The 16511-nt window shown below is 66.3% G+C and carries 14 protein-coding genes; 6 read left to right on the top strand and 8 right to left on the bottom strand.

Translation table 11 applies throughout. The annotated features are described in order from the left end of the window. Positions 1–190: 190 nt before the first annotated feature. Positions 191–817, bottom strand: a complete 627-nt coding sequence (locus BM019_RS26005; protein WP_009041429.1) for a LysE family translocator — start codon at positions 815–817, stop codon at positions 191–193. Between the two features lie 146 nt (positions 818–963). Between BM019_RS26005 and BM019_RS26000 the strand changes: the two genes are divergently transcribed. Continuing rightward, positions 964–1437, top strand: coding sequence for an Lrp/AsnC family transcriptional regulator (locus BM019_RS26000; protein ID WP_009051665.1), 474 nt, complete (start codon positions 964–966; stop codon positions 1435–1437). A 98-nt stretch (positions 1438–1535) separates the two neighbouring features. On the opposite strand, the gene lpdA is transcribed toward BM019_RS26000, so the two are convergent. The 7 genes from lpdA to BM019_RS25965 all read right to left on the bottom strand — a co-directional run bounded on the left by lpdA (position 1536) and on the right by BM019_RS25965 (position 8868). Beyond that, positions 1536–2936 carry a dihydrolipoyl dehydrogenase gene (lpdA, locus tag BM019_RS25995; protein WP_092421433.1) on the bottom strand — a complete coding sequence of 467 codons (1401 nt, stop codon included), beginning with the start codon at positions 2934–2936 and terminating at the stop codon, positions 1536–1538. A 155-nt stretch (positions 2937–3091) separates the two neighbouring features. Beyond that, positions 3092–4024, bottom strand: a complete 933-nt coding sequence (locus BM019_RS25990; RefSeq protein ID WP_007927638.1) for a phosphatidate cytidylyltransferase — start codon at positions 4022–4024, stop codon at positions 3092–3094. A 1-nt stretch (position 4025) separates the two neighbouring features. Continuing rightward, positions 4026–4649, bottom strand: a complete 624-nt coding sequence (locus BM019_RS25985; protein WP_062824171.1) for a lysophospholipid acyltransferase family protein — start codon at positions 4647–4649, stop codon at positions 4026–4028. Positions 4650–4658: 9 nt separating this feature from the next. Then, positions 4659–5114 carry a hypothetical protein gene (locus BM019_RS25980; RefSeq protein WP_092421430.1) on the bottom strand — a complete coding sequence of 152 codons (456 nt, stop codon included), beginning with the start codon at positions 5112–5114 and terminating at the stop codon, positions 4659–4661. Then, positions 5104–6447: a phosphatase PAP2/dual specificity phosphatase family protein gene (locus tag BM019_RS25975; protein ID WP_092421625.1), complete on the bottom strand. Its 1344-nt coding sequence runs from the start codon at positions 6445–6447 to the stop codon at positions 5104–5106. Before BM019_RS25975 ends, BM019_RS25980 begins: the two co-directional genes overlap by 11 nt. Beyond that, positions 6447–8204, bottom strand: coding sequence for a bifunctional alpha/beta hydrolase/class I SAM-dependent methyltransferase (locus BM019_RS25970; RefSeq protein ID WP_092421427.1), 1758 nt, complete (start codon positions 8202–8204; stop codon positions 6447–6449). The genes BM019_RS25975 and BM019_RS25970 overlap by 1 nt, the downstream gene beginning before the upstream one ends. 10 nt (positions 8205–8214) lie before the next feature. Next, entirely contained in the window at positions 8215–8868 is a 654-nt protein-coding gene (locus tag BM019_RS25965; RefSeq protein WP_092421424.1) for a CDP-alcohol phosphatidyltransferase family protein, read from the bottom strand. Between the two features lie 240 nt (positions 8869–9108). Here BM019_RS25965 and BM019_RS25960 point away from each other — a divergent pair, with 240 nt between their 5' ends. From BM019_RS25960 to cfaB, 5 genes are all read left to right on the top strand, one after another. Further along, complete coding sequence (locus BM019_RS25960) at positions 9109–11076, top strand: protease modulator HflK (protein ID WP_092421421.1); 1968 nt, start codon at positions 9109–9111, stop codon at positions 11074–11076. Then, on the top strand, positions 11073–12113 hold the full coding sequence (locus BM019_RS25955) for a protease modulator HflC (RefSeq protein WP_092421418.1): 1041 nt from the start codon (positions 11073–11075) through the stop codon (positions 12111–12113). Before BM019_RS25960 ends, BM019_RS25955 begins: the two co-directional genes overlap by 4 nt. Continuing rightward, on the top strand, positions 12110–13168 hold the full coding sequence (locus BM019_RS25950) for a protease modulator HflK (RefSeq protein WP_092421415.1): 1059 nt from the start codon (positions 12110–12112) through the stop codon (positions 13166–13168). The genes BM019_RS25955 and BM019_RS25950 overlap by 4 nt, the downstream gene beginning before the upstream one ends. Beyond that, positions 13165–15069, top strand: coding sequence for a cation-translocating P-type ATPase (locus BM019_RS25945; protein ID WP_092421412.1), 1905 nt, complete (start codon positions 13165–13167; stop codon positions 15067–15069). The genes BM019_RS25950 and BM019_RS25945 overlap by 4 nt, the downstream gene beginning before the upstream one ends. Positions 15070–15315: 246 nt before the next feature. Continuing rightward, positions 15316–16503 (top strand): C17 cyclopropane fatty acid synthase CfaB, encoded by a 1188-nt coding sequence (gene cfaB / locus BM019_RS25940; protein ID WP_092421409.1) that lies wholly within the window; start codon positions 15316–15318, stop codon positions 16501–16503. Positions 16504–16511: the final 8 nt, after the last annotated feature.

Genomic DNA, 16511 nt, shown 5'->3' with positions numbered 1-16511 from the left:
ATCGACCAGGGTGGGCCTACGCAAATAACGGCAGGGGCAGGTTTGGGCAATAACCTCAGGTGCGGTCTTTTGTAGCCGCTGCCGAAGGCTCGGGCCGCGTTCGGACGATAAGGCCGCAGGCCTTCGGCGATCTTGTGGCCTTGCGCGCCCTTCGGTCGCGATCGCAGCCTTCGGCAGCGGCTACAGAACTTCAGGCCTGTTGCACAAAAGTCAGGCGCACGGCGAAGCCGATCAGCAGGCTGCCGAACAGCCATTGCTGGACCCGCTGGGCGGCGCGGTTGTGTGCCAGCCAGCGGCCGATCCAGGCGCCGGCCAGGGCGTAGGCGCTGTCGAACAGCAAACCCACCAGCACCAGCAGCAGGCCGAGGCTGGCGAACTGCGCGGCCACGGGGCCGGCCTGCGGGTCGATGAACTGGGGCAGCAGCACCGAGCAGAACAGCAGCGCCTTGGGGTTGAGCAGGTTGGTCAGCAGGCCGCGGCGGATCGCTCCACGCCAGCGCAGTGCGCTCGCGGCCTGGCCGTCCTGCAGGCAGGGCAGCAGGTTGGCCCGCAGGCATTGCACGCCGAGCCACAACAGGTAGGCGGCCCCGCCCAGGCGCACCACCTCGAAGGTCCAGGGCGCGGCCTTGAACAGGGTGGCCAGGCCCAATGCCGCCAGCGCCACATGGCAGCCCCGGGCGATCGCCAGGCCCACCGCGGTGGCCAGCGCCAGGCCCTTGCCCTGGCGGGCGCCGGTTTGCAGCAGGAGGATCATGTCGGGGCCGGGCAGCAGATAGACCACCGCCAATGCCAGGAAAAACATCCACAGTTGCGCCACCTTGCCACCCCCTTTCGTTGTCGATTCGGTAGGTAGAGTCTAGGGCCGAAGGGCAGGGCAGGTGCTTGCGTAGTCAGCCAGCATGCACGCGGAAATTGGCATAATCTTCCAGCTGAACATGGAGTGACTATCGGAAAATGCCAAAAATGAAACTGGACGCCTACGACCGCAAGATTCTCGCCGCCCTGCAGCGCGACGGCCGCTTGAGCAACGTGCAACTGGCGGAGGAGATCGGCCTGTCTCCTTCACCCTGCTTGCGCCGGGTACGGATGCTGGAAGAAGCCGGGGTGATTCGCGGCTACCAGGCCAACCTCGATCGCGATGAAGTGGGCCTGGGGCTGACGGTGTTCGTCGGGGTCAAGGTCGAGCGGCACACCGACGAGCATTCCGAAGCCTTCCACAAGGCGGTGACGGCGCTGCCGGAGGTGCTTTCGGCGTTCCTGGTGTCCGGCGAGTCGGACTTCCTGCTGCAGGTGGTGGTGCCGGACCTGCGCGCCTACGACCGTTTTCTCACCGGCAGCCTGCTGAAACTGCCGGGCGTCAGCGATATCCGCAGCAACTTCGCGATCCACACGGTGAAAACCCCGGGGGCGCTGCCGCTGGGGCATTTACCGGCCTGACGCGATCATCTGTAGCCGCTGCCGAAGGCCTTCGGCGATCTTGAGAGCTTGCGCGCCCTTCGGTCGCGATCGCAGCCTGCGGCAGCGGCTACAGGGGTCTACATCTGCGTCGCCATCCCCTCGACATCCATCGCTGCCTGGCGCAACGCCTCGGAGCGGGTCGGGTGCGGGTGGCAGGTCAGGGCGATGTCTTCGGCCGAGGCGGAAAACTCCATGGCCACGCAGTACTCGCCGATCATTTCGCTGACGCTCGGTCCTACTAAATGCACGCCGAGGATTTCATCGGTCTGCGCGTCCGCCAGGACCTTGGCGAAACCTTCGGTCTCGTGGTTGATCTTGGCCCGGCTGTTGGCCGTGAAAGGGAACTTGCCGACCTTGTAGGCCCGGCCCTCGGCCTTGAGCTGCTCTTCGGTCTTGCCGACGCTGGCCAGCTCCGGTTTGGTGTAGATCACACTGGGAATCAGGTCGTAATTCACTTCGCCGGCCTTGCCGACGATCTGCTCGATGCAGGCCATGGCCTCGTCCTCGGCCTTGTGGGCGAGCATCGGCCCTGAGGTGACGTCGCCAATCACCCATACGCCGGGGGCCTCGGTGCGGTGCTGGCGGTTGGCGAGCATGCCGCGCGAGTCGGTGCTCAGGCCGACGTTCTCCAGGCCGAGGCCCTGGGTGTAGGGCCGGCGCCCGATGGCCACCAGCACATAGTCGGCTTCCAGCAGCTCCGCCGTGCCGCCCGCGGCGGGTTCGATACTCAACTGCACGCCATTGGCCGAGGTGCTGGCGCTGCTGACCTTGGTGCCGAGCCTGAAGGCGATTCCCTGCTTGGCCAGGGCCCGTTGCAGGGTCTTGCCGGCTTCGCCATCGACACCGGGGCAGATGCGGTCCAGGTACTCGACCACCGTCACCTGTGCCCCCAGGCGCCGCCAGACCGAACCCAGCTCCAGGCCGATCACCCCGGCGCCGATCACCACCAGGTGCCGGGGCACTTCGCCGAGAGACAGCGCGCCGGTGGAGTCGAGGATGCGTCGGTTGTCGATCTCCACCCCGGGCAGTGGCGTCGGCTCGGAGCCGGTGGCGATCACGATGTCCCTGGCCTGCAACCGGGTCTTGCCGCCGGCGCTGTCGGTCACCGTGACCTGGCCCGGGCCGTCGATATGGCCCCAGCCCTTGATCCAGTCGACCTTGTTCTTGCGAAACAGGAACTCGATGCCCTTGGTCAGGCCGGCCACGCTGTCGTCCTTCTGCTTCATCATCTGGGCGAGGTTGAGGCGGGGCTTGACCTCGATGCCCAGTTCGGCGAATTCCTTGCCCATGGCCGCGTCGTATAGCTCCGAGGCGTGCAGCAAAGCCTTGGACGGCATGCATCCGACGTTCAGGCAGGTGCCGCCGAGGGTGGCGCGACCTTCGACGCAGGCGGCCTTGAGGCCCAGCTGGCCGGCGCGAATGGCGGCGTTGTAGCCACCGGGACCCCCACCGAGGATGACGACGTCGTAGCTGCTCATGGCTGTTCTCCTGCAATCGGAAAAGAAGGCTTTAAAGGTAGTCGAGCAAAAAATTATGACCGTAATATGAGCGCGCACAGCAACCCCGGTCAAGCACGCGATCGCGTCTTGCGTGGCGATTGCGTCTTCCTACAGAAGAACGGGGAGCGGGGTGTTCAGGTCCACCAGTAGCGCACGAGGTGGAAGAAGATCGGCGCGGCGAAACACACCGAGTCCAGGCGGTCGAGCATGCCGCCGTGGCCTTCGATCATGTGGCCCCAGTCCTTCACCCCGCGGTCGCGCTTGATCGCCGACATGACGATGCCGCCGGCGAAGCCCAGCAGGTTGATCAGCAGGGCGATCAGGAACGACTGCCAGATAGTGAACGGGGTGATCCACCACAGCGCGCCGCCGATCAACGAGGCCAGGAGGATGCCGCCAACAAAACCTTCCACGGTCTTGGATGGCGACAGCCGCGGGGCGATCTTGCGTTTGCCGAAGAGTTTTCCACAGACATACTGCAACACGTCCGACATCTGCACCACGATCACCAGGTAGGCGATCAGCAGCAGGTTGCGCCCTTCGTAGCCGGCGATATCCAGGGTCAGCAGCGCCGGCACGAACGACACGCAGAACACCGCGATCATCAGCCCCCACTGGACCTTGGAGGCACGTTCCAGGAAGTGCGTGCTGTCGCCGCCCAGGGACGCGAGGATCGGCAGCAGCAGGAACACATAGACCGGGATGAAGATCGAGAACAGCCCGTACCAGTCGAAGTAGATCAGCAGGTATTGCACCGGCAGGGCCAGGTAAAACGCCGCCACCAGCGCCGGGTAGTCGCTGCGCCGGGTCGGCATCAGGGTCAGGAACTCGCGCAGGGCGTAGAAGGACACCGCGTAGAACAACAGGATCACCGCGCTGGTGCCGAGCCAGAAGGCGATGCCGATCACCAGCACCATCACCCACCAGGCGTTGATGCGCGCGTTGAGGTTGTCGATCACCGAGCTCGGCGCGCCACGGCTGCGCAGCTTGAGCAGAAAACCGATCAGCGAGGCCAGCACCAGTACCGCGCCGATCCCGCCGAACAACATCAGGGTTTGCCTATCCATCTCAAGAATGCTCCGGGGCCATGGCCAGCAGCGCTGCGCGGCTGCGTTCGAGGAAGTGCTCTTTGCTTTCGCCGTCCTCGAGGGACAGCGGCGCGCCGAAGCTGGTGGTGCATAACAGCGGCAGGGGCAGGAAACGGCCCTTGGGCATCACGCGGTTAAGGTTGGCGATCCACACCGGAATCACCTGGGCCTGTGGGTAACTTTTCGCCAGGTGGTAGAGGCCGCTCTTGAACGGCAGCAGGCCTTCCTCCTCCAGGTTGCGCGTGCCTTCGGGGAAGATGATCAGCGAATCGCCGTTGGCCAGGGCGTCGAGCATCGGCTGCAAGGGGTTATCCACAGGCTCCTTGCGTTCGCGGTCGATCAGCACGCCGTTGAACACGCGGTTGATGATGTAGCGGCGCAGTGGGCGGGTCTGCCAGTAATCGGCGCCGGCCACCGGCCGCGTCACCTTGCGCAGCGCGGGCGGCAGCGAGGCCCAGAGCAGCACGAAGTCGCCGTGGCTACTGTGGTTGGCGAAGTAGATGCGTTGCACCGCCTGCGGCCCGCAGCCGAGCCACAGGCTGCGCGCCCCGGTAATGGTACGGGCGGCGGAGGTGATGAGGGTGGCGACCAGGGGTTCGAGCATGAGAATTCCTTATCCGGCGATGGCCAGCGAGGGGCTGGCCAGGATGAAGCCCAGTGTCAGCAGTACTTGCGCCGCCAGTAGCCAGGCCTGGCGACGCAACAGGTTGAGGGCGCCGTGGCTGCGTTGTTGCCACGGGCGGCCGCCGGCGTTCGCCGGTTGCAGGTTGAGGGCGCTCAGCGCCTGGTCCAGGGCGGCGCTGCGCTCGGCCAGCGGCAGCGGACTGTCCGCCACCCGCTGGAACAGCTCGGCATCGAAGGCCACCCGCAGCGCCCAGTACTTTTGCAGCAAGCCCAGCACCAGCAGGGCGACGCTCAGGACGATGGCCCAGGGGGCGGACACGCCGAGCAACCACTGACCGAGGCCAAGCAGGGCGCCGAGCAGGCTCAGGCCTGTGGATAACAGGTCCAGCGAATGCCCGCGGCGCAACAGGCTGGCCACCGCATGCAGTTCCATATCAGTGGCCATGGGCGCTCCCCAGGGCTGTGGATAAAGGCTCCAGGGCCTTGCGATGTGCGGGTTGCAGGACGATCTGCGGGCGTGCGCGGCGGATCTGCACGATGGCCGCATCGACGCTGGCGGCGCGGCCTGTGTACAACAGCCACGCGGCCACGGCGGTGGCGCTGCGCGAATAACCCAGGGCGCAGCAGACCAGCAGCGGCGCGTGTTCGCGCAGGCTTTCGATGGCTTGCGCGGCCTCGCGGCATTGCTCGGTGGTGGGCGCGGTCAGGTCGAGCACCGGCACGCAACGATAGGCCAGGTGGCGACCGTCCACGGACAGTTCGGCGCACAGGTCGAGCACCGCGCTGAACGGGCTGTCCTGCAGCTCGCCCGGGGTCGGGACGCGCCCGAGCCAGACGTTATCCACAACCTCGTCGGGCTGTGGATGCTTGTGTGTCCACAGCCGGGAATTGATCCAGGCCGCCGCCAGATAAGGCGCCAGCAGCCAGCGCGTGGCGTTGCTTAGGCGGCCGTCCGCGCCCTTCTGGAAACCCTTGGCGTCGAACAGCCCATAGTTCAGCGCCACCAGCAGCAGGGACACCGCCGGCCATAGCAGCCACAGCCAGGCCCCGCCGCAGATGAAGGCCGGGATGGCGAGCGCCACGGCGCCGAGGGCGTAGCGCAACGCCAGGCGCCAGCGCTGACGATCGCGGGCCAGACGCAGGTTGTGCAGCATGCCGGGGCGGTCCAGCGGCCACAGCCAGACGCACAGCCAGCCGGCCAGGGCGCCTGTGGGCACGTCGATAAAGTGGTGTTGATAAGTGGTCAGCACCGACACGCCGATCAGCGCGAACCAGCCGTGCACCAGCCAGCGCCAGGCGCCCTGGACATGCCGCGCGTAGCAGACCCACAGCACCACCAGCAGCGCGATGTGCAGCGATGGCGCCTGGTTGAACGGCTTGTCGAAGCCGGCCAGCACGTCGAACAGCCAGCCGAACAGGCCATCCAGTTCCGGGCGCTGGAAGGTGAAACGCAGCGGCCAGAGCAGGAAGCAACTGACGGCGATGACTTGCGCGGTCAGCAGGCGCAAGGCGTGGCGCTTGAGCTCTTCGCGGCTGGTGGGCAACAGCAGGGAAAAGCCGTACAGCAGGTCGATCGACCAGTAGGGCACGATGCTCCAGGCCCAGAACGGCATCTGCCGCTCCCAGTCGAACACCAGGCTGCCGACCTCGGCCCGTTGCGCGGTGACCCAGGTGGCGAAGCCGTAGGTGCCGAAAAACAGTGGCGCCAGCAGCAACAGCCAGAGCACCGCGGGTTTCAGCAGGCCGGGCTCGCGGGTGTATGTCGCGGCGACGGTCATCATTGCACCCGCTGTGCCAGCGACACGCTGAAAATACCCCACTGATCGACGCGCAGGGTGATCCGGCGGAACCCCGCGGCTTCCACCAGTTGGTCCATCTCGGCCTGGGTCCGGCGACGCATGACCCAGGCCTGGCCCGCGCGGTGGCTGGTCAGGGCGCGGGCGATCAGCTCCAGCTGCGGGTGCCACGGTTGCCCGGTGTAGACCAGGTAACCGCCAGGCTCCACGGCGGCGGCCAGGCCCGCCAGGGAATCGCTGACCATCTGGTTGTCGGCGAACAGCTCGTACAGGCCGGAGACCACCGCCAGCGTCGGTTTGGGCGCCAGGGCCGCGAGGTCGTCGCGGTCGAAGGCATCGGCTTTGACGAAGCGGGCAATCTCGCCCAGGCCTTTCTCGGCGATCAACGCGCTGCCGTCGCGCACGTTGATGTCGCTGTAGTCGCGCAGCAGGATCGACTCCGGCAGCGGACTGACCCCCTGCAAGGCTTCGAGAATGTAGCGCCCGTGGCCGGCGGCGATGTCGACGATGCGCACTTCGCGCTGCTCGGCGCGCAGTTTTTCCATGGCCAGGCGCAGCAGTTCTTCCACATGCAGCTTGCGTTGGCGAATACCGCGCCAGCCGATGGAATCCAGGTAGTTGCGGTCGATCATCCGGCCCAGCGCCGAGGTGCCGGTCGCTTGGTTGCGGTACACGTAGTCCAGGGTGCTGCCGGAGTCGAAACCGCTGTCGAAACCCAGCTTGACCCCGGCCGAGAGCTGGCTGCCCAGGCGCATGCTGGCGCGGGTCATGCGCCAGTACAGGTCACGCAGGGAGTTATGCGGCAGGGGCGCCGCCAGCGCCTCTGACTCGGCGCAGGTCAGGCCCAGGCGGTCGGCGTCGAGCAGGGCAGGGCGGTTCAGCGGTCGCGCGAAGTTCTGCAGGATGAAGCGCCGGACGCTGGCGACGGCCGGGGCCCGGGCCTTCTCGCCGAGGGTGTCGTGGAAGAAGCCCGGCAGGATGTGTTTTTCCTTGTGCAGGCTGCCCAGGCGCTCGAAGAACTGTTCCTGAGGCCGGCGATGGACGACGAAGTCGGCGCCGGAGATCAGCAACTGGGTCGGCACCTGGATCGCCTGGGCATCGGCCACCACCCGTTCGGCGGCTTCGTACAGGCCGAGCAGCACGTTCACCGAGATCGCCTTGGTGATCAGCGGGTCGCTGTCGTAGGAGGCCACGCGCGCCGGGTCGTGGCTGAGGAAGCGCGCCTTGACGTAGCTGTTGACGAAAAAGTTGCCGCGAAAACGCCGCATCAGCGCCAGGCCCGGGCGGGCGAAAGGCACGTAGAGCTTGACCTTGAACGCCGGCGACGCCAGCACCAGGGCGCGGATGCGCGGCGCGTAATCGTGGACCCAGGTGGCGGCAATCACCGCGCCGACGCTTTGGGCCACCACGGCCATGTGTTCTTCGTCGATGCCGTGGCTGGCCCGCAGGTGATCGCAGAAGGTCTGCACGTCGCGCACGCTGGTGGCGAAGCTCGGGCTGTCGCCACGGGCGCCGGGCGACTGGCCGTGGCCGCGGGCATCCCAGGCGAAGAAATCGAAGGCCGGCAGGTCCAGTTCGTCCACCAGGTGGGCGATGCGCGCGGAGTGTTCATGGCCGCGGTGGAACAGCAGCACGGCCTGGCGCGGGGCGTCCGAGGGGGCGGCGGTGGCCGGCCAGTGGCGGTAGAACAACTCGACGCCGTCGTGGGTGGTGAAGGTCTGGTGGAGAGCTTCGCGCATGGCAACTTCCTTATTCCGAGGGGGCGTTTTGCTGGACTTCTTGTCGTTGGGTGTCTTGCAGTTGTACGTCGAGCAGGCCCTGGCGAACCCGGTTGATCAAGGTGTAGACCAACAACGCGGCGACCACCGCCAGCACACCGTTGATCCAGGCGGCGCTCAGCCAGCCCAGGGCGATGCCGGTGGCCAGCACGCCGAGCACGAACGCCCGGTCGCTCTTGCCCATGGGCCCGTCGTAGCGGCGCGAGGCGCCGATCATCGGCCCCAGCACGCCGGCGTATTCGCTGAACAGCGCCAGCAGCGTGACCAACAGGACCAGCGGCAGGCTGACGCCGGCAATCAGTGCGAAGGGCAGGATCAGCGCACTGTCGGCAATCACGTCGCACAATTCGTTGAGGTAGGCGCCCAGGCGCGATTGCTGGCCGAATTCCCGGGCCAGCATGCCGTCGATGGCGTTCAGCGCCATGCGCAGGATCATCCACAGCGGGATCAGGATGAACAGCCAGAGGTGGCTGGCGAAGCTGGCGATCAGGGCGCCCACCAGCAACGAAATCACTCCCGCCAGCACGGTGATCTGGTTGGCCGTGGTGCCGTTCTCGTACAGGCGCTGGACCCATGGCCGCAGCAGGTTCTGGAAGCGCGGTTTGAGCTGGTAGATGGAGAGCATGGCTGGACGTTTCCTTGTCACAAAGTGGGCCACGGATTATGGCCCCAGATCTCGCGGGCTGGCATCAGCACAGCAGCGGTTTTCCCTGGGTTTGTGACGCGCCCATGGCAAATAAAGGCATAGGTAAGGGACGAAAATTTCACTACTATCGTTATATCGTAACGATTTGTGACAAATACAGCGGCCTGCCGGAGAGTTATCCACAGGCCGGAATGGGTTAACGACCAGCGTTGGGGTGCTATGCAAGTCGATCTTGAGACTGAAGGGGCGGGGGTCGAAGCCTTGCCGAGGTTTCAGCGGGCGGCCTTTCACGAACGCCGTCTGAAGCGTTGGGGCATCGGGCTGGCGGGGCTGGCCGGGGTGGGGTTGGTGTTGGCGTTTTTCGTCGGCCTGTTTGCCCCGCAATCCTTATGGCCGGCGTTGCTGGTCAATCTGGCCGCAGCGTTGCTGGTGCTGGTCGGCGGCCTGCAGGCGGCGGGCTGGGTCAGTGCATGGCGCGCGGGTGCGTTGCGGACGCCGGAGGTGGCGCCGAGCCCGGAGCCGGTTGCGGATGAACCGCTACCCGACGACGGCTGGTACGAGCGGCTGCTGGAGGGCATCAGCCGGCGTTGGTCCAGTTTGTTGGCGCAGATCGGCGCGCCGATCTTGTGGCTGGGCGGTTGGGCCTTGCTGGTGCTGTTGGTGATCGAGCAGGCGTGGAACCTCGGCCTGCCCGCCGCGAGCCTGGGCCTGGCGGGCAATGTCGGCGCGGTGCTGGCGCTGTTGCTGGCCTTCGGCTTGCTGGTGTTCGAGCGCCAACTGAGCCAGGAACACCCCGGCGAATGGCCGGAAGCCGCGGCGCTGGCGCAGTTGGCGCGAGTGGCGATCATCAGCCTGGTGCTGGCGGCGCTGGGCCTGTTGTTCAGCAGCGACACGGCGCTCTGGCCGGTGCGCCTGGGCGTGCTGCTCGGCGTGTTGCCGGCGCTGGTGGCCCTGGAGTTCCTGCTGCGCGCGGTCTTGTCGTTATTCAGCCCGCGTCGCGCGCAACTGGAGCCGCGCATGCTGGCCCACAGCGTGGTTGCCGATCTGCTGCGCTGGCCGCCGCAACCCTTGCTGGCCTTGCAGCACGAATTGCACAACCGCTTCGGCATCGACCTGCGGCAGATCTGGGCCTTCACTTATATGCGCCGCGCGTTCCTGCCGGTGCTGCTGGTGGTGCTCGGGGTCGGCTGGCTGCTCACTGGCCTGCATGAAGTGCCGTTGCAGGGGCGGGGCATCTACGAGCGTTTCGGCAAGCCGGTGGCGGTCTTTGGCCCGGGTTTGCACGCGGGCCTGCCCTGGCCGCTGGGCCGGGTGCTGAGTGTCGAGAACGGCGTGGTGCACGAGCTGGCCACCAGCGTCGGCGAAGCGCCCAATGTGATCGAACCGGCCTCCGCCGAAGGGCCGCCGCCACTGGTAGCCAACCGCTTGTGGGACGCCAGCCATGTCAACGACAAGTCCCAGGTGATTGCCAGCGGCGCCGCCGACAAGCAGAGCTTCCAGATCGTCAACATGGACGTGCGCTTCGTCTATCGCATCGGCCTGAGCGATCAGGCGGCGCTGGCGGCGACTTACAACAGCGCTGATATTCCGATGCTGATCCGCAGCACCGCCAGCCGCATCCTGGTCCACGACTTCGCCTCGCGTACCCTCGACGGCCTGCTGGGCGAAGACCGTACCAACCTGGCCGAGGATATCGGCCGCGCGGTGCAGGCCGACCTGGAGAAACTCGACAGCGGGGTGGAGATTCTCGCCACCGTGGTCGAGGCCATTCACCCGCCGGCCGGCGCCGCCAATGCTTATCACGGCGTCCAGGCTGCGCAGATCGGCGCCCAGGCGCTGATCTCCCGCGAGCGTGGCGCGGCCAGCGAGCAGACCAACCAGGCGCAATTGCAGGCCAGCATCGCCCGCGATCAGGCCCAGGCCACGGCCCATGAAGTGCAGGCCACGGCGCAAGCGGCCGACCTGCGGTTCAGCGCCGAGCAAAAGGCCTATGCCAGCGCCGGCCAGGCATTCGTGCTGGAGCAGTATTTGAGCCAGCTGAGCCAGGGCCTGCGCAACGCCAAGTTGCTGGTGCTCGATCATCGCCTGGGCGGCGCCAACGCACCGACCCTCGACCTGCGTACATTCACTTTGCCGACCGAGCCTTCGGTACCGGGTAACACCGCTCAGCCAGGAGCCGTCCATTGAGCCAGTCCCATTCCCACGATCATCAGGATCACGCCGGCCACGATCACGGCCACGGCGGCCATCACCACGGACATCATCACCACCACGGCGCGCCGGAAGAGGCGGGGCCCTTTCCCTGGCGGCGCATGGCCTGGGCGCTGTTGCTGGTGTTGTTCGCCGTCGCCGCGGCAAGCCTGGTGCAAGTGCGCTCCGGCGAAGCCACGGTGATTACCCGTTTCGGCAACCCGGCGCGGGTGCTGCTGGAGCCGGGCCTCGGCTGGCGCTGGCCGGCACCGTTCGAGGCGGCGATCCCGGTGGACCTGCGCCTGCGCACCACCTCCAGCGGTTTGCAGGATGTCGGCACCCGCGACGGTCTGCGCATCATCGTCCAGGCCTATGTGGCGTGGCAGGTGCAGGGCGATGCGGACAACGTGAAGCGCTTTATGCGCGCGGTGCAGAACCAGCCGGACGAAGCGGCGCGGCAGATCCGCACCTTTGTCGGCTCGGCCCTGGAAACCACCGCCAGCAGTTTCGACCTGGCCAATCTGGTGAACACCGATGCCAGCAAGGTGCGCATCGCCGACTTCGAAGCCCAATTGCGCAAACAGATCGAACAGCAGTTGCTGAGCACTTACGGCGTGCGCGTGCTGCAAGTCGGCGTGGAACGTCTGACGCTGCCCTCAGTGACCCTGACCGCCACCGTCGACCGTATGCGCGCCGAGCGTGAAACCATCGCCACCGAACGTACGGCCATCGGCAAGCGCGAAGCGGCGCAAATTCGTTCCGCCGCCGAGCGCGATGCGCGCATCGTCCAGGCTGATGCCACGGTGAAAGCCGCGGACATTGAAGCGCAATCGCGGGTGCAGGCGGCGGAGATCTACGGCCGCGCCTACGCCGGTTCGCCGCAGCTGTACAACCTGCTGCGTTCGCTGGACACCTTGGGCACTGTGGTGACCCCGGGCACCAAGCTGATTCTGCGCACCGATGCCGCGCCGTTCCGGGTGCTGGTGGACGGGCCGCCGACGCTCGGCAATAAAGCCGCCGGGTCGCAACCATGAGTTTGGTTCCACGTGGAACACATGAACTGGGCAGCCCATGGATTCAGGCCGGTCGCCTGGCGTTTCTCGCCCTGTATGCGGTGACCGTGCTGGCAGCCGTGGCTTGGGCGTTTTCCAATGTGCGGCAGATCGATCCACAGAATCGCGCGGTGGTCCTGCATTTCGGTGCCCTGGATCGCATCCAGAACGCCGGCTTGTTACTGGCCTGGCCGCAGCCGTTCGAACAGGTGGTGCTGTTGCCTGCCGCAGACCGGGTGATCGAACGCCGGGTGGAAAGCCTGTTGCGTTCCGATGCGGCCTTAAAGGGTGACAAGGTGGCCAGTTTCGCCGTGCCCCTGAGCGATGCCCTGGCTGGCTCCGGTTACTTGCTGACTGGCGACGCTGGGGTGGTGCAGCTGGATGTGCGGGTGTTCTACAAGGTCACCGAGCCTTATGCCTTTGTATTGCAGGGCGAGCATGTATTGCCGGCGCTGGATCGGCTGGTGACTCGCAGTACCCTGGCCCTGACCGCCGCCCGCGATCTGGACACCATTTTGGTGGCGCGTCCGGAACTGATCGGGGCCGACAACCAGGCCGCCGAGCGTCGCGAACGGCTGCGCGGTGATCTGGTGCAAGGCATCAACCAGCGACTGGCGGATCTGGCGGCGACCGGGCAGGGAATCGGTATCGAAGTGACCCGGGTCGACGTCCAGTCCAGTTTGCCGGGGCCCGCGGTCAGCGCCTTCAATGCGGTACTGACTGCCAGCCAGCAGGCCGACAAGGCGGTGGCCAACGCCCGCACCGAAGCCGAAAAGCTCACGCAAACCGCCAACGAACAGGCCGACCGCACCTTGCAGGTGGCGCACGCCCAGGCCGGTGAACGCCTGGCCAAGGCCCAGGCCGATACCGCGACCATCCAGGGCCTGGCCCAGGCGCAACGCAATGGCACCGACCCGGAAATGCTCCTGCGTATCTACCGTGAGCGCTTGCCGAAGATCCTTGGGCAGGCCGGCTCGGTGACCACGGTCAATCCCAAAGACGATTCCCGCCTGATCATTCAGGGAGCCCAACCATGACTGTTCACACCCATGCCGCCGCGCCGGCGAGCATGCTCACCTCTGCCGAACAACGCAGCGCCGCGCGCCAGCTGACCCTGGCCATGCTCGCGTTGGGGCTGCTCGGCCTGGGCCTGGTCTGGCGCTGGCTGGCCCCGGAGCAGACCGGCGTCAGCCAGTTGCTGCTGGGGTTCGCCTCGTTGCTGGTGGCGCTGCCGGTGATGCGTTCGGCCTGGTACAGCCTGCGCTACCCGAGCCTGCATGGCATCACCGATCAGTTGATCGCCCTGGCCATGCTCGGCGCCTGGGCCACCGGCGACCTGCTGACCGCGGCGCTGTTGCCGATCATCATGATCTTCGGCCACGTGCTGGAAGAGCGCAGCGTCATCGGCTCCCAGGAAGCCATTCATGCCCTGGGCCGCTTGACCCGCAGCCATGCGCGACGAGTGCAGGCCGACGGCAGCATTCTGGAAGTGGACAACGCCACGCTCAAGGCCGGCGATATCGTCGAAGTGCGCGCCGGCGACCGGGTGCCCGCCGACGGCCTGGTGCTGTCCGGGCAGGCCAGCCTCGACACTGCGCCGATCACTGGCGAGTCGGTGCCGCTGGAGGCCGATGTCGGCATGCAGGTGTTCGGCGGGGCGATCAACCTCGACGGCCTGTTACGCCTGGAAGTGACCCGCACCGGCCACGAATCGACCCTGGGCAAGGTCATCGCGCTGATGCAAAGCGCCGAGCGTTCCAAGCCGCCGATCACCCGTTTGCTCGAACGTTACGCCGGCAGCTACATGGTGCTGGTGTTGCTGCTGGCGGCGGTGACCTGGTTCATCACCCACGATGCCCAGGCGATGCTCGCGGTGCTGGTGGCGGCCTGTCCCTGTGCTCTGGTGTTGTCCGCGCCGGCCACGGCGATTGCCGGGATCGCCGTGGCGGCGCGGCACGGCATCCTGATTCGTAGCTCGGCGTTCCTCGAGGAACTGGCGGACCTGACCTCGCTGGTGGTGGACAAGACCGGCACCCTGACCTTCGGCACCTTGCGCCTGCAATCCATCGATAGCCCGCGGGAAGATCGCCAGGTTTTGCTGAACCTGGCGGCGAGCCTCGGTTCGGCCAGCAGCCACCCGGTCAGCCGCGCGCTGGCCGGCCTGGTGGCCCAGGAGCATTTCCTGGTGCTGTCGGATATTCGCGAGCGCCAGGGGCTGGGAGTGGTGGCGCAGACCGAACAGGGCGAGGCCGCCCTGGGGCGCCCCGAGTTGTTCGGCCAGCTCGGCATCGTCACCACGGCGGTGCCCGAACATGACGGTCCGATTGCCGGGCTGGCGCTGAACGGTGAGTTTCTCGCCTGGCTGTTGCTGGCCGACAGCGTCAAGCCGGAAGCGCGTTTTGCCCTCGACGAACTGCGCGAACTGGGGCTGGGCCGCCAGTTGTTGCTGACCGGCGACCGCCAGAGCGTGGCCGACAGCCTGGCGCGGGATGTCGGTATCGGCGATGTCGAGGCCCAGGCGTTGCCGGAAGACAAACTCAAGTGCGTGCTGGGGGAAATCGACAGCGGTTTCCGGCCGATGGTGGTGGGCGACGGGATCAACGATTCCCTGGCGCTCAAGGCTGGCGTGGTCGGTGTGGCCATGGGCGCGGGCGGGGCGGATATTGCCCTGGCGTCGGCCGATATCGTGCTGATCGGCAGCGACCTGCGGCGCCTCGGCACCTGTGTGCGGCTGAGCCGCCAGTGCCGCCAGACCCTGCAGGTCAATGTGATCATCGGCCTGGGCTGGACCCTGGCCATCGTCGCCTTTGCCGCGTTCGGCTGGCTTGGCGCGGCGGGGGCGATGATCGCGGCGCTGCTGCATAACCTCAGCACCTTGCTGGTGCTGGGCAATGCCGGGCGTTTGCTGCGTTTCCAGGAGCCATTGCTCAAGTTGTAGGGGCGTGGGCCGGGGCGGAAAAGCGCGGGTTTGAGCGTCTGGAGCTAGAATTAAACCAAGTCGAACTGTGCGCCCGCTTGGCGGTCATCTGTGAAGAGGGTCCAGCTTCCGGGACGGTCGGCTGGCTGTTCAGCAGGGATTGTGGCACTGCCGGCACTGATGAATTTCAGCTATCAGATCGATAGCCTGCTAATTTTTCAGTATGGTCTAACCTCACTCAGACGTCTGAAACAAGGGGGATTATCCATGCTCGCGCAACTTCCACCGGCCTTACAGAATCTGCAACTACCGCTACGCCTGCGACTCTGGGATGGCCATGAGTTCAACCTGGGGCCGGCGCCCAGCGTCACTATTGTGGTCAAGGACCCGCAACTGGTCACCCAGCTCGCCCATCCCACTCTCGACGCGCTGGGGGCGGCGTTCGTCGAGGGCAAACTTGAGCTGGAAGGCTCTATCAGCGAAGTCATTCGGGTTTGCGATGAACTGAGCCAGGCGCTGCTGGACGGCGAGGAAGAAGCGCTGCCGGTACGTTCCCTGCACGACAAGGCCACCGATGCGGCCGCCATCTCCTACCACTACGACCTTTCCAACGACTTCTACCAGCTGTGGCTCGACAGCGACATGGCCTATTCCTGTGCCTATTTCGAGACCGGCAGTGAAAGCCTGGAACAGGCCCAACAGGCCAAGTTTCGCCACCTGTGCCGCAAGTTGCGCTTGCAGCCCGGCGAATACCTGCTGGATGTCGGTTGCGGCTGGGGCGGGCTGGCGCGGTATGCGGCGCGAGAATTCGGGGCCAAGGTCTTCGGAATCACCCTGAGCAAGGAACAGCTGGCGCTGGCCAGGGAGCGGGTGGCCGCCGAAGGCTTGCAGGACCAGGTGGAACTGCAACTGTTGGACTACCGCGACCTGCCCCAGGACGGCCGTTTCGACAAGGTGGTGAGCGTCGGCATGTTCGAGCACGTGGGTCACGCCAACCTGGCGCAGTACTGCAAGACACTGTTCGGCGCGGTGCGCGAAGGCGGCCTGGTGATGAACCACGGGATCACCGCCAAGCACACCGATGGACGTCCCGTGGGCCGTGGAGCCGGCGACTTTATCGAGAAGTATGTGTTCCCCAACGGCGAGCTGCCGCACCTGGCGATGATCTCGGCCGAGATCAGCGAAGCGGGGCTGGAGATCGTCGACGTGGAAAGCCTGCGCCTGCATTACGCCCGCACCCTGGACCACTGGAGCGAGCGCCTGGAAGACAACCTGGAAGCCGCCTCCCGGCTGGTGCCGGAACAGGCCTTGCGCATCTGGCGCCTGTACCTGGCCGGCTGTGCCTACGCCTTCGCCCGCGGCTGGATCAACCTGCACCAGATTCTCGCGGTCAAGGCTCACGCCGATGGCAGTCATGAGCTGCCCTGGACTCGCGACGACCTGTATTACTCGTGAAACACCGA

This window comes from Pseudomonas sp. NFPP07 (assembly GCF_900115645.1).
In the GTDB taxonomy this organism is placed as follows: Bacteria; Pseudomonadota; Gammaproteobacteria; order Pseudomonadales; family Pseudomonadaceae; genus Aquipseudomonas; species Aquipseudomonas chlororaphis.
This window is presented reverse-complemented; position numbering and strand designations above follow the sequence as displayed.